A 13,269-nucleotide genomic window follows, 5' to 3' on the forward strand; every position below is an offset into this window, starting at 1 on the left:
AATGCGGAAACTGGCCATTCGGATCATGTGGGACGAGGGCGCGGACCAGAGCCTGGGGCTGCCGGCCTATGCAAGTGAGGGCGCGGCGGGGGCCGACCTGCGGGCCAACCTGCCCGACCGGGGCGAGCTGGAGCTTGCGCCGGGCACCCGCGCGCTGGTGCCCACGGGGCTGCGCCTGGCGATCCCCGAGGGCTTCGAGGTGCAGCTGCGCCCCCGCTCGGGCCTGGCGCTGAAGCACGGGATCACCCTGCCCAACACCCCCGGCACCATCGACAGCGACTATCGCGGCCCCCTCGGGGTGATCCTGCTGAACGCCGGCACGGAGCCGTTCATCGTCAGCCATGGTGATCGCATCGCGCAGATGCTGGTGGCGCCGGTGATCCAGGCCCATTTCGCCCTGGTCGATGAGCTGGACGAGACTGCGCGCGGCGCGGGTGGCTTCGGCTCCACCGGGCGGGGCTAGGGCCTGATGGGCTGGATCCTTTTCCTGGCCCTCGTGCTCTGGCTGGCCGGCGGGCAGTTCGGCGTCTCGCGCCGCGCGCGCGGCGCGGTGGTGCTTGGTGCCTACCTCTGCCTGCTGGCGCTGTTGTTCGTCCTGCCGGAGACCCACCCGATGCGCATGGCCCTCGGCCCCCGGGCCGCCTGGCTGATGCTGGGCGGCGTGGCGGTGGTGGTGCTGGCCTACCGGCGCGGCCTGGGCGCGCTGCGCGCCCGCGCCCATGGCACGGAAGGGGAAGAGACACCCCCCGACCAGCCCGCACCGCTGTTCTCCGAGGCCGAGCTGGACCGCTACGCCCGCCACATCGTCTTGCGGGAACTCGGCGGGCCGGGGCAGAAGGCGCTGAAGGAGGCGCGCGTGCTGGTGATCGGCGCGGGCGGCCTCGGCTCGCCTGCGCTGCTCTATCTCGCCGCTGCAGGCGTGGGACGGATCGGGGTGATCGACGCCGACACCGTCTCCGCCTCCAACCTGCAACGTCAGGTGATCCACCGCGATGCCGACATCGGCATGCCCAAGGTGCAATCGGCCCAGGCCGCCCTGCGCGCGTTGAACCCCCATGTCGAGGTGCGCCCCTACCAGCGTGCCTTCGACGCCGAGGTCGCCGCGCCGCTGATGGCGGACTATGACATCTTGCTGGACGGCAGCGACAACTTCGATACCCGCTACCTGGCCAACCGCGTGGCGGTGGCGGCCGGAAAGCCGCTGATCTCCGGCGCGCTGTCGCAATGGGAGGGGCAGGTCGCCGTCTTCGACCCCGCCGGCGGCGCGCCCTGCTACCAATGCATTTTCCCCGAGGCGCCCGCGCCCGAACTGGCGCCCTCCTGCGCCATGGCCGGCGTTCTGGCGCCGCTGCCCGGCGTCGTCGGCGCCATGATGGCGGTGGAGACGGTGAAACGCATCACCGGCGCCGGCGCCACGCTCACCGGCGAAATGCTGATCTACGACGCCCTCTGGGGCGAGACCCGAAAAATCGCGCTGAAGCCCCGGGCCGACTGCCCCTGTTGCGGCGCAATCCGAAAGGACCGACCATGACCAACCCGCTGCTTGCCCCCTGGGACACGCCCTTTGGCCTGCCGCCCTTCGACAAGATCCGCGACGAGGATTTCGCCCCCGCGCTGGAGGAGGCCCTGGCCGCCCATGAGGTGGAGATTGCCGATATCGCCGACAACCCCGACGCGCCCAGCTTCGACAACACGATCCTGGCGCTGGAGGCCTCCGGCGAGAAGCTGGAGAAGGTGCTGGCGCCCTTCTTCGCCCTGGCCGGTGCCGACAGCACGCCTGCGCGCGAGGCGCTGCAGCGGGAGTTTTCGCCCAAGCTGGCGGCGCATTTCGCCGACATCAACGCCAACCGCGACCTCTTCGCCCGGGTGGCGATGCTATGGGAGACGCGCGACGAACTGGGCCTCGACGCGGACCAGGCGCGGCTGCTGTACCTGTCGCATCGCGGCTTTGTCCGGGCGGGCGCCGCGCTGACCGGCGACAAGGCCAAGCGAATGAAGGAGATCATGGGGCGGCTGGCGGAGCTGGGCACCGCCTTCACCCAGAACCTGCTGGCAGATGAACGCGACTGGTTCATGGAACTGGCCGAGGCCGACCTGGCGCCGCTGCCTGCGTGGCTGGCCTCTGCCGCCCGCGCGGCGGGCGAGGAGCGGGGCAAGGACGGCCCGGTCATCACCCTGTCGCGGTCGCTGATCACGCCCTTCCTGCAATTTTCCCCCGATCGCGCCCTGCGGCAGAAGGCCTTCAGCGCCTGGACCGCGCGGGGCGCCGGCGGCGGGGCCACCGACAACCGCGCCATCGTGACCGAGATCCTGGCCCTGCGCGAGGAACGCGCGCATCTGCTGGGCTACGACAATTTCGCCCGTTTCAAGCTTGAACCGGAAATGGCCCACGCGCCCGAACGCGTGCGCGCCCTGCTGAAACAGGTCTGGGACCCGGCCCGTGAGGCAGCCCTGTCGGACCAGGCGGAGATGGAAAAGCTGCTGGTCGCCGATGGCGAGGCGCTGCCCTTCCAGCCCTGGGACTGGCGCTACTACGCGGAAAAACGGCGCAAGGTCCTGCACGACATCGACGAGACCGCGCTGAAACCCTACCTGCAGCTCGACCGGATGATCGAGGCGGCCTTTGACTGTGCCAACCGCCTCTTCGGACTGGAGTTCGAGGAAGTCACGCTGCCCGGCTACCACCCCGATTGCCGCCACTTCGAGGTGAAGCGGAACGGCGAACACCTGGCGCTGTTCATCGGCGACTACTTCGCCCGCGGCTCCAAACGCTCCGGCGCCTGGTGTTCCGCGATCCGGTCGCAGGCGAAACTGCCGCGCGCCCAAAGCCCCATCGTGGTCAACGTCTGCAACTTCACCAAGCCCGCGAAGGGAGAGCCCGCGTTGCTCAGCTACGACGACGCGCGCACGCTTTTCCACGAGTTCGGCCATGCCCTGCACCAGATGCTATCCGACGTGACCTTTGAACGCGTCTCGGGCACCAGCGTCAGCCGCGATTTCGTAGAGCTGCCCAGCCAGCTCTACGAGCACTGGCTGGAGGTGCCGGAGGTGCTGCAACGTTTCGCCACCCATGTGGAGACGGGCGAGCCGATGCCGCAGGAGATGCTGGACAAGGTGCTGGGGGCGGCGACCTTCGACATGGGCTTTGCCACCGTCGAATACATCGCCTCGGCCCTTGTGGATCTGGAGTTCCACGACGGCCCCGCGCCCGCGGATCCGATGCAGAAACAGCAGGAGATCCTCGATGATATCGGCATGCCCCAGGCCATCGTCATGCGCCACGCCACGCCGCAGTTCGCCCATGTCTTCTCCGGTGACGGCTATTCCTCGGGTTACTACAGCTACATGTGGTCCGAGGTGATGGACGCCGACGCCTTCGAGGCCTTCGAGGAGGCGGGCGATGCCTTCGATCCGAAGATCGCCCGGTCTCTGGAGGAGAACATCCTGTCGAAGGGCGGTTCGGTCGAGGCGGATGAGCTCTACACCCGGTTCCGCGGTCGGATGCCCGGGCCGGAGGCCCTGCTGAAGGGGCGTGGTCTGGCCGCCGAGTAAGCGCAGGGGAGGGGGCTCTGCCCCCTCTTGAGCCCTGACGGGTCCTATCACCCCCAGAGTATTTTCAGCTTCAGGATGAAGCAGGGCCGGGGCGCCCGGCCTGCCTGTCGCAAAAGAAAGGCCGCCCGGCGGGGCGGCCTTTTTTCATTACTTGTTGGCCGGAAATATCCCGGGGGTCCGGGGCTGGCCCCCGGTCCTGTGCAACGGCCTAGCTCGAAACCTGTTCGCGCAGGATGGCCATGGTCAGCGAGATCATCAGGTAGACGCCGGACAGGATCAGGAAGACCAGGATCGTGTTCTCGAAGGCGCGGGGATAGCTGGGATCTTCGGGCGCCACGGGGCGGACCGAGGTGGTCAGGTAGCGCACCTGGCGGTTCGCCTCCAGCTCGGTCTGTTTCTCATTCTGCAGCGCCGATTGCAGGAAGAGGTCCGCGGTGGCCAGATCGGCCTGGGCCATCTGGATCTGTGCCGTATCGGCCGCCAGCGAGGCGCCGTCGCTGCGGGCCTCGGTCATCCGGGCGTTCAGCCGCGCAAGCAACTGGTTCAGCCGGTCGATGTCGGCCTGCACCCCGTCCACCCGGGCCTGGTTGGGGCGGGCGTTGTCCATCAGCGCGGCCAGTTGCAGCTCCTTCTCCTGCAGCTGGATCTCGTAGGTGGAAATCTGGGTGCGCAGGGTGCCGATCACCGCCTCGGGGTCGACCACGGTGCCTTCCTGCAGGCGCACCAGGGCCTCCTGGGCCTCGCGCCGTTCCGCCTTGGCGCGTTCCAGGCTTTCCCGGGCTGACTGCATCGCATCGTCACGCTTTCGCAGCGACAGCTCATCGACGCGCTGTTCGGCGTAGGAAATCAGCTGGCTGGAGAACTCGGCCGCGACCTCCGGGCTTTCGGCCGCGACCTCCATCTTGATGACGCCCTCGGTCGGGTCATAGCCGATCTGCACGTATTTCTTGTAGACCCGATAGGCTTCCTCGGTGGTGGGATCCGGGGGCAGGCGCTGGATAGGGTCGATCGCCGGGTTGGCGAAATGGCCGGCGAAATCCAGGTCCTCGTTCAGCCGCACCATGGCGTCCTTCGACTGCAGGTAGCTTTGCACCGCGATACTGTCCTGGTTGGTCGCGAACTGGGTGCCCGACAGCAACCCGCCCAGGGCGCCGGAGGAGGTGGCGTCGGCCTGCAGGATCAGGAACTCGGACTTCGCCGCATACATGGGCGTCGCGACGCGGTAGTAGTAGTAGCCCGCCAGCAGGGTGGGCAGGAAGACGAAGAAGGTCAGCCGCGTCAGCAGTTGCAGCGTCTTGCGGCGACGCCTGCGCGAGATGTCGCGCTGGATCTCCATGATTTCGCGCTGGCGCCGTTCCGACAGGCCGCCCGGCGGCGGCGGGGCCTTGCGGGGCGCGGCCGGTAGTTGGGACCCCTGGCCGGCGGGGACGGTCTGCGGCAGGGCCGCGCCGTCGTCGCCCGTGGGGGCAAGGGCCTTGCTGCTGTTCTGCGGAAGCACCTCCAGCATGTTGGCGCGTTTGAACGGATCGATGCCACGGGCACGCAGCAGGCGCACCGCGTCGAAATCGGAGGTCGGCGCCAGCCCGTGCTTCTGTGCCACCCGCCGCGCCATGCGCAGCTGGCGGCCGGTCAGACCTTCCTTGCGGATCGCGTCCAGATCCTCGCCGGCGGTCATCTCGCCGGGAGCGCTGACCTCGCCATCGCGGGCCGGCGGTTGTTGGTGGTGCGGGGGCATGCCTGCGCCACGGGGCGGCAGGCTGCGCGGGTGCAGGGGCTGGGCGGCCTGCGCTTCCGGGCCCTGCGTGCTGCGAGTGTCGGACGAGGGGGCGCGCTGCTGCGCCTGCCGATCTTCGGCGTTGCTCTCGGTCCGGGGCGTGGGGCGCATCGGGGTCACCCGGTCTGCGGCCGCGGCGTCCTGTGCCGCCTCTGGTCCGGCTTCCGGGCGGGGGGCAGGACGGCGGGTCGGGTGGGCGTCGTCCTGTCCCTCGGCGCGCAGCCGTTGCAGGGTCTGGGCGCGCCGTTCCGCCAGGCTTTGCGGCCGGACGGGGGCGCCCTCGGTGGAGCCGGGGCGATCGGAGGCGGGGGGCGGCGCAGCGGACAGGCCGTCGTCACCCGATGCCTGCCCGGCGGCGGGGGCGCCGTCGGCCGCGCCGGTGCTGCGCCGGATGCGGAATTTTCTAGCCTTGGGCTTCGTAGTCATAGAGCTGCTTCGCTTCTTCCAAGGTATCGAACATGTGCAGTTTGCCGTCGCGCAGAACGGCCGCCTCGCGGGCGAATTTCTCCAGCGTCTTGGGCTGGTGGGAGACGATGATGACCGTCGTGGTCTGCAGCCGTTCGCGGAGGATGTCGCCGGCCTTGCGGTTGAATTCCACGTCGGTGGAGTTGGGCATGCCTTCGTCGATCAGGTAGATGTCGAAATCCAGCGCCAGCAGCAGGGCGAAGCTGAACCGCGCCCGCATCCCCGAGGAATAGGTGCCGAGCGGCTGGTCGAAGTATTCCCCCAGCCCGCAGAGCCAGCGGCAGAAGGCCTCGACGTAATCCGGATCCAGCCCGTAGAGCCGCGCGATGTAGCGCGAGTTTTCCATGGCGGAGTGTTTCTTGATGACCCCGCCCATGAACCCCAGCGGGAAGGAGATGTTGCACAGGCGCCGGATCTCGCCCTCGTCGGGCTTTTCCAGGCCGGCCATCATGTTGATCAGAGTCGTCTTGCCCGTGCCGTTCGGCGCCAGGATGCCCAGCGAGCGGCCAAGCTCCACCCGGAAGGAGACCTTTTCCAGGATCACCTTGTGCTGGGAGCCCGTCCAGAAGGACTTGCTGACGTTGACGAATTCGAGCATGGGCGCTCCGGCGGCTGATACTACCCGATCCTTTGCGGATCTCTGTCTTCGCCCAATCTGGGCGTTTTGGATTTATTATGTCTGATCCGTAAACCGGATGCCAAGGGAACCCGGCGAAATTGTGACCCGGAAAAGACAATCCGGCAGCGGTGCTGCCGGATTTCAGGGGCGAAATGCCCGGTTCGGTGATGTCGTCTGGTCGGCGCCGCGAGCGCCTAGACCTGGACCTTCTGCACCCGGCAGAGCATCCCCGCGATGAAGGAGACACCGGCGGCGGCGAAGCTGAACAGCGCGCCCATCTTGGCCGCGTCCTGCACCGGCCCGGCCTCGAAGGCGACGGAGGCGATGAACAGCGACACGGTGAAGCCGATGGCGGCGACGCAGCCCACGACCAGAAGGTCGATCGTCCGCATGCCTTCGGGCAGGCCCAGGCGCAGTACATGGGCGCCGATGATGCCCATGATCAGGATGCCCACGGGCTTGCCGACCAGCAGGCCCGCCAGCACCAGCCAGGTGGGTTCGGAGATGGCGTTGAATTCCACGCCCGCGTTCATCAGGCCGAAGAAGAACAGCACGATTTCCACCGGGTGTTTCAGCGCATGTTCGATGTGGTTCAGCAGGTCGGTCAGGTATTGTTCCGCCTCGCTGAAGATGCCGAAGGCGCGGTCGGCATGGGGGATCGTCGGCACGATGGGCAGCAGGCCCAGGGCCGGGTGGATGCCCGCGCGCATGAAGCCGTACCAGCTGATGCAGGCGGCGACGAGGTAGGGCCAGAAGCCCAGCTTTTCGCGCATCCAGGTGGAGTTCGGGCGCGCCTGGTTGTGCCGGTCCATGCGGCGCGGCAGGGCGTTGCACAGCACGAAGACGGCCACGGCGGCGGCCAGCGACAGCAGCAGCCACTCGGGGGCCAGTTCACCCGAGGGGTAGAAGATCGCCAGGATGATCAGGCCCGCCGCGTCATCGGCGATGGCCAGAAGCAGCAGGAAGCGCACCGCCGGGTGCCCCGCGCCGAAGACCAGGCGGCCCACCAGGTAGGAAAACGCGATGTCGGTGGCCGTGGGGATCGCCCAGCCGTTCTTCACCGCCTCGTAGGTGTCGGAGCCAAATACCATGGCCAGCCCGAGGTAGACCAGGATCGGCCCCAGCATGCCGCCGGCGGTGGCAAAGAGCGGCGTCGCCGCCTTCTTGCCGCGCAGCGAGCCGTTTTCGAGGATCACCGCCTCCCAGACTTCCTTCGCCGCAATGGCGAAGAAGAAGGCCATCAGCATGTCGTTCACAAGGTAGTGCAGCGACAGTTCGCGGTAGGCCACCGTGCCGTCTTCGGCCATGTGGGCAGCCCCGATGGGCGCATGATCCCAGATCACCAGGTGGACGAAATGGTGATAACTGTCCGCATCCAGGTTGGCCCATCCAAGCGCGATCAAGGCGCCCAGGATCAACAATAGCGAATAGTTCGTGACGAAGTTCCAGACACGATACATGACAGCCCTCACCCATTTCCCGGTAATCTTTGAGCCGGGGTTAAGGCTTTTTCCGGGGGACGGCAACAGGCGCGGGGGCTTCGCCAAGGGGTCTGATCCTTCCTTCCGCTTGCTTTTCGGGCATTTGCGGGGGCAGGGCCGGCGATCTGGTCTCCGGGCTCCCGCTCTCCGGGGATTGCCCTGTCTTGATGCAACCTGGCATGGCGCGCATCAAGAGGAAGTTAAGGTGGGCCGCCTGCGCGGCGTCCGGGCGCGCGGGGCGGCGCAGGCCCCGCCGTTCCGGGCGGGGCCCGCCGAACGGCGGGATCAGGCGACCATGTTCCAGGCCAGCCCGGCCAGCACGGCGCCGATCACCGCCAGGCCGAGGTAGGCGGCGAAGATGCGCGGTTTCACCAGCGCCCAGACCGCGACGGCGGCCGGGACCGAGCTGACGCCCCCCGCGATGACGAAGGACATGGCCGCGCCGGGCGCCATGCCCTGGCTCATCAGCCCGTCGATCAGCGGTACCGCCGCATAGCCGTTCAGGTAGGCCGGTGCCCCCACGATGGCGCCCAGCAGGACCGGCATCACGCCCTCGCCGCCCAGCAGGCCCGCGATCCACTCGGCGGGCAGGTAGCGCAGCATCACCGCCTCCAGCACATAGGCCAGGGCCAGCCACTTGCCGAGGAAGACCAGGTTTTCCAGCGCGGTGTCGCGGAAGGTGTCGCGCCGGGGCGCCTCGCGCCAGAAGGCCCAGAGGGGGTGGCCCTGGAAGGGTTTCTTCGGGCCGCAGCCGCATCCCCCCGTGGCGGGGCGTTCCTTCAGCGGATCGGCGAAGACGGCGGAACCCTTCAGCATCATCACCACGGTGCCCCCGAAAAGGCCGAGCGCCACGGCGGCCACGGTCTTGCCGATGGCGAAGTCCAGACCCAGCGTGCCCATGGTGATCGAGAACATCGCCGGGTCCATCAGCGGCGAGGCCAGCCAGAAGGCCATGACCGCTGACAGCGGCGCGCCCATGGTCAGCAGGGCCGCGATGAAGGGGATCACCTGGCAGGAGCAGAAGGGCGACAGGCCTCCCAACAGCGCCGCCATCAGGATCATGTGCGTCTCGCGCCCCTCGAAGGCGCGGCCCAGCAGGGTCTCGGCGCCCGAGGCCTTCATGTAGGCCACGGCCAGGACGGCAAACAGCAGGAAGGGCAGGGTGCCGAGGAAGGCCTCCGCCGCCAGGCGCACCGCCTCGGGCAGATAGGCCGGATCGAACAGACCGATGGCCGCCAGGATCAGTGCCAGCGCCACCCAGGCGCCGTCCAGATGCGCCCGCAGGCTGCGGTAGCGGGTCAGGATCATCTCAGTCATCGCAGGTCTCTTTGCAGTCGGGGGCCGCATCGGCGCAGCAGTTTTCCAGCAGGAAGGCCGAGAGGGCCTTCAGGTCGTCATAGGCCACCGCCGCGCACAGGATCGACCGGCCCTGTTTCTCCTGTCGGACCAGACCCGCCTGGGTCAGGATCTTCAGGTGATGGGTCAGGGTCGATCCGGTGACGCCGGTGCGTTCGCCCAGCTCGCCGATGCGCAGCCCCTCCTGGCCTGCGCGCACAAGGGTGCGCAGAACGGTCAGGCGTTGTTCGCTGCCCAGGGCGGCGAAGGTGGAGGCGGCGCGGGCAAGGCTGAGGTCCTGGAGGTCTGATTGTTTCATGGTTATCGAAATATCCGAGTCGGGCGGCTCTGTCACGATATTTCTAGAAGTGTCGAAATATTCGCCATCAGATTTGTATTCTTGCCCAAGCTCGCCCAGATAGCAGCCATGGACGAGTTGCTGACCGAGATCCGCGCCTGTCGCCTCTGCGCGCCACGCTTTGCCGCCACCCGGACGGCGCACCGGCCCGCGCCGGTGGTCTGGCTGGACCAGCGCGCCCGGATCCTTGTGGCCGGACAGGCCCCGGGGATCCAGGCGCATGAGAAACAGCGCCCCTTCGACGACCGCTCGGGCGACCGGCTGCGCGACTGGATGGGGGTGACGCGGGAGGAGTTCTACGATCTCGCCAACCTGGCCTTCCTGCCCGCCGCCTTCTGCTTTCCGGGTTATGACGCCAAGGGATCGGACCTGCCCCCGCCTGCCATCTGCGCGCAGACCTGGCACGATCGCGTGATGGCCGGCCTGCCGAAGCTGCGCCTGACCCTTCTGATTGGCGCCTATTCGCAGCGGTTCCACCTCGGCACCCGGGCCTCGCTGACCGAGACGGTGGCGGGTTGGCGCGACCATCTGCCGGGCGCGATCCCCTTGCCTCATCCCTCCTGGCGCAATACGGCATGGCTGAAGCGCAACCCCTGGTTCGAGACCGACCTCCTGCCGGTGCTGCGCGCCGACGTGCGAAAGGCCCTGTCATGAGCGACCCGACCCCTCTCGATCTTGCCCACGCCGCGATGGAGGCCGCGCCCGCCGACGATGCGGCCCGCCTGCGCTTCTACGAACGGCTGGCCGACAGCGAGCTGTTCCTGCTGCTCAGCGCCGAGGCCGAGGGCGAGACCGCCGCGCCGGAGATGTTCCCGGTGGAAGATGTGAACTTCGTGCTGGTCTTCGATCGTGAGGAACGGCTGACCGCCTTCACCGGGCGTCCCTCGCCCTATGCGGCCATGTCGGGCCGGGTGATCGCGGACCAACTGGCAGGGCAGGGCGTGGGCCTGGCGGTGAACCTGGAAACCCCCTCGGCCATCCTGATCCCGCCGGAGGCGGTCAGCTGGCTGGCCGAGACCGTGGCCCATGCCCCCTCGGAGGTCGAAGCCAATATCGAGGCCTTCCACCCGCCCGCCGGCCTGCCCGAGGCGCTGGTGACGGCGCTGGACACGAAACTGGCCACCGCCCGTGGCCTCGCCGATTGCGCCTTCCTGGCGGGCACCGAGGATGACCAGGGCCGCCGGTCGCACATGCTGGCCTTCATCGACGCAGTGCCCGGCGCCGAAGGGTCGCTGGCCAAGGCCGCGTCGGAGGCGCTGACCTTCTCCGGGGTCGAGGCGGGCGAGATGGACGTGGCCTTCTTCCGCGCCTCGGAGCTGCATTCGGCAGCCCTGGCGCGGGTCGGCCTGCGCTTCGACCTGCCGAAGCCCGAGGCCCCGCAGGAGATCGGCCGCGCCGCGCCCGGATCGGACCCCGACAGCCCGCCGATCCTGCGCTGAGGCCTAACGCGCAGGGGGCGTTGCCCCCTTGCACCCGTGCCGGGTGTAATTCCCCCCGGAGGTTTTCCAGCTGCCGGATAAGCTGCGGCGCGTCCCTGCGCTTATCCGACAGCCCCAAATACTCCTGCCGGAGGCATGGCGCGAAAGCGCCATATTGGGGCGCGGCACTTGACGCCCCGTCCCCGCCGCTCCACCTTCCGCCAGACCCGATCCGGGACCTTTGAGGACAGAGACTTGAGCAGATCCGCGCCGCCCTTTTCCCGCTACGAATGGATGATCGCCTGGCGCTACATGCGCGCGCGCCGTGCCGAAGGGGGCGTGTCGGTGATGACCTGGATCTCCCTCGTCGGGATCTCGCTGGCCGTCTTCGCCCTGATCGCCACCCTGTCGGTGCGCGCGGGCTTTCGGGCCGAATTCGTCGATACCATCCTGGGCGCCAACGCCCATGTGACCGTGCTGAACTCGGCCGAGGCCCAAGCCAATGGCACCGTGTCGCGGGTGATCTCGGATTACGACGCCCGGGCCGAACGCATCGCGGGCGTCGACGGCGTGACCCGTGCCGCGCCGCTGATCAAGTCGCAACTTATGGCTAACGCCAATGGCCGGAATGCCGGCGTCGAGGTCTTCGGCATCCGTGCCGATGACCTGGCCGCCATCCCCCGCATCGCCAACCCCGAGGAGTCCCAGGGCGAGCTGGCGCGGTTTGCCGAGGGCATCGCCATCGGGTCCGGCGTGGCGCGCGAGCTGGGGGTCATCGCCGGCGACCAGGTGAAGCTGATCTCGCCCGACGGGGTGAAGACCGCCTTCGGCACCTCGCCGCGAGTGAAGACCTACGAGGTTACCTATGTCTTCACCGCCGGGCGCTACGACATCGACCGCACCCGCCTCTACATGCCCTTCGCCGAGGCGCAGAGCTTCTTCAACCGCGAGGGCGTGGCGGATGAGATCGAGGTGATGGTCGAGGATCCCGACAACGTCGACCGCTATGCCATCCCGATCCTGTCGGCGGCCGGGGAGCGGGCGTTGATCTGGACCTGGCGCGATGCCTCCGGCGCCTTCTTGCGGGCGCTGACGGTGGAGGACAACGTGATGTTCATCATCATGGCAATCCTGGTCCTGATCGCCTCGCTGAACATCACCTCGGGCCTGGTCATGCTGGTCAAGAACAAGGGCCGCGACATCGGCATCCTGCGCACCATGGGTCTGACCGAGGGCGCTGTGCTGCGGGTCTTCTTCATCTGCGGGGCCTTCACCGGCCTCATCGGCACCGCCGTGGGCGTGGTGCTGGGGGTGCTGTTCTCTCTCTACATCGACCCGATCTTCAGCCTGGTGAACTACCTTTCCGGCGGCGGGGTCTGGGATCCGTCGATCCGCGGCATCTACGCCATCCCGGCGAAGCTGCAATTGGCCGATGTGCTCTCCTCCGTTGCCCTGTCGCTGGCGCTGTCCTTCGGCGTCACGATCTTTCCCGCCCGCCGCGCGGCGCGGCTGAACCCGGTGGAGGCGCTGCGCTATGAGTGATCCGGTCCTGCAACTCGATGCCCTGGTGAAGACCTACAACGAGGGCGCGCCGAACGAGATCACCGTGCTGCGCGAGGCCTCGCTGGTGGTGAACCCGGGGGAGGTGGTGGCCATGGTCGCCCCCTCCGGGTCGGGCAAGTCGACCCTGCTGCATATCGCCGGACTGCTGGACGCCCCCGACCGCGGCCGCGTGGCGATCAACGGCGAGGACGTGACGGGCCTTTCGGACCGGCGCCGCACCGCGATCCGCCGCGAGGAAGTGGGGTTCGTCTACCAGTTCCACCACCTGCTGCCGGAATTCACCGCCGCCGAGAATATCGAGCTGCCCCAGTACGCCGCCGGGCGCACCCGCACCGAGGCCGCCGCCCGTGCCGCCGACCTGCTGGAGCGCGTGGGCCTTTCGGACCGGGCCGATCACCGTCCCGCCGAACTGTCGGGCGGCGAGCAGCAGCGGGTTGCCTTTTGCCGCGCTCTGGCCAATGCGCCCTCTCTGCTGCTGGCGGATGAGCCCACGGGGAACCTCGACCCGGCGACCTCGGACCGGGTGTTCGACATGCTGATGAGTCTGGTGCGCGAAACCGGCATGGCCGCGCTGATCGCCACCCACAACCTGGAACTGGCCGCCCGGATGGACCGCGTGTTGCGCATGGACGAGGGCGGGCTGGTCGCAGGCTGAGGCACGGCGCTCGGAAGCGCTCCCGCGCCACGGACAGAAAAGGGGCGGC

12 protein-coding genes are annotated in these 13,269 nt (G+C 68.3%); 7 read left to right on the top strand and 5 right to left on the bottom strand.

Annotated features, from left to right (window positions below; all coding sequences use genetic code 11):
* Position 1 precedes the first annotated feature (1 nt).
* From dut to LC066_RS12690, 3 genes are read left to right on the top strand one after another with little or no spacing between them, the layout of a single operon-like run.
* Positions 2-463 (top strand): dUTP diphosphatase, encoded by a 462-nt coding sequence (gene dut / locus LC066_RS12680; RefSeq protein WP_224899556.1) that lies wholly within the window; start codon positions 2-4, stop codon positions 461-463.
* A gap of 6 nt (positions 464-469) precedes the next feature.
* Positions 470-1,531, top strand: a complete 1,062-nt coding sequence (locus LC066_RS12685; RefSeq protein WP_224899558.1) for a HesA/MoeB/ThiF family protein — start codon at positions 470-472, stop codon at positions 1,529-1,531.
* A complete protein-coding gene (locus LC066_RS12690) occupies positions 1,528-3,552 on the top strand; it encodes a M3 family metallopeptidase (RefSeq protein ID WP_224899561.1) in 2,025 nt (674 codons plus the stop codon). The genes LC066_RS12685 and LC066_RS12690 overlap by 4 nt, the downstream gene beginning before the upstream one ends.
* A 208-nt stretch (positions 3,553-3,760) precedes the next feature.
* On the opposite strand, the gene LC066_RS12695 is transcribed toward LC066_RS12690, so the two are convergent.
* The 5 genes from LC066_RS12695 to LC066_RS12715 all read right to left on the bottom strand — a co-directional run bounded on the left by LC066_RS12695 (position 3,761) and on the right by LC066_RS12715 (position 9,545).
* On the bottom strand, positions 3,761-5,752 hold the full coding sequence (locus LC066_RS12695; RefSeq protein ID WP_224899564.1) for a capsule biosynthesis protein: 1,992 nt from the start codon (positions 5,750-5,752) through the stop codon (positions 3,761-3,763).
* Positions 5,730-6,389 (bottom strand): ABC transporter ATP-binding protein, encoded by a 660-nt coding sequence (locus LC066_RS12700; RefSeq protein WP_085887570.1) that lies wholly within the window; start codon positions 6,387-6,389, stop codon positions 5,730-5,732. The genes LC066_RS12695 and LC066_RS12700 overlap by 23 nt, the downstream gene beginning before the upstream one ends.
* Before the next feature lie 215 nt (positions 6,390-6,604).
* Positions 6,605-7,870 carry a Na+/H+ antiporter NhaA gene (locus LC066_RS12705; RefSeq protein WP_222477709.1) on the bottom strand — a complete coding sequence of 422 codons (1,266 nt, stop codon included), beginning with the start codon at positions 7,868-7,870 and terminating at the stop codon, positions 6,605-6,607.
* A gap of 306 nt (positions 7,871-8,176) precedes the next feature.
* Complete coding sequence (locus tag LC066_RS12710) at positions 8,177-9,208, bottom strand: permease (RefSeq protein ID WP_224899567.1); 1,032 nt, start codon at positions 9,206-9,208, stop codon at positions 8,177-8,179.
* On the bottom strand, positions 9,201-9,545 hold the full coding sequence (locus LC066_RS12715; RefSeq protein WP_224899583.1) for an ArsR/SmtB family transcription factor: 345 nt from the start codon (positions 9,543-9,545) through the stop codon (positions 9,201-9,203). Before LC066_RS12715 ends, LC066_RS12710 begins: the two co-directional genes overlap by 8 nt.
* A gap of 108 nt (positions 9,546-9,653) precedes the next feature.
* On the opposite strand from LC066_RS12715, the gene LC066_RS12720 reads away from it, so the two are divergent.
* The 4 genes from LC066_RS12720 (at position 9,654) to LC066_RS12735 (ending at position 13,220) form a co-directional block, all read left to right on the top strand.
* Complete coding sequence (locus LC066_RS12720) at positions 9,654-10,238, top strand: uracil-DNA glycosylase family protein (RefSeq protein WP_224899586.1); 585 nt, start codon at positions 9,654-9,656, stop codon at positions 10,236-10,238.
* A complete protein-coding gene (locus tag LC066_RS12725) occupies positions 10,235-11,023 on the top strand; it encodes an SseB family protein (protein ID WP_224899589.1) in 789 nt (262 codons plus the stop codon). The genes LC066_RS12720 and LC066_RS12725 overlap by 4 nt, the downstream gene beginning before the upstream one ends.
* 273 nt (positions 11,024-11,296) lie before the next feature.
* Positions 11,297-12,544, top strand: coding sequence for a lipoprotein-releasing ABC transporter permease subunit (locus LC066_RS12730; protein ID WP_412103242.1), 1,248 nt, complete (start codon positions 11,297-11,299; stop codon positions 12,542-12,544).
* Complete coding sequence (locus LC066_RS12735; RefSeq protein ID WP_224899595.1) at positions 12,537-13,220, top strand: ABC transporter ATP-binding protein; 684 nt, start codon at positions 12,537-12,539, stop codon at positions 13,218-13,220. Before LC066_RS12730 ends, LC066_RS12735 begins: the two co-directional genes overlap by 8 nt.
* The last annotated feature ends 49 nt before the right edge of the window (positions 13,221-13,269 follow it).

This window comes from Pseudooceanicola marinus, assembly GCF_020177265.1.
In the GTDB taxonomy this organism is placed as follows: Bacteria; Pseudomonadota; Alphaproteobacteria; order Rhodobacterales; family Rhodobacteraceae; genus Pseudooceanicola; species Pseudooceanicola marinus_A.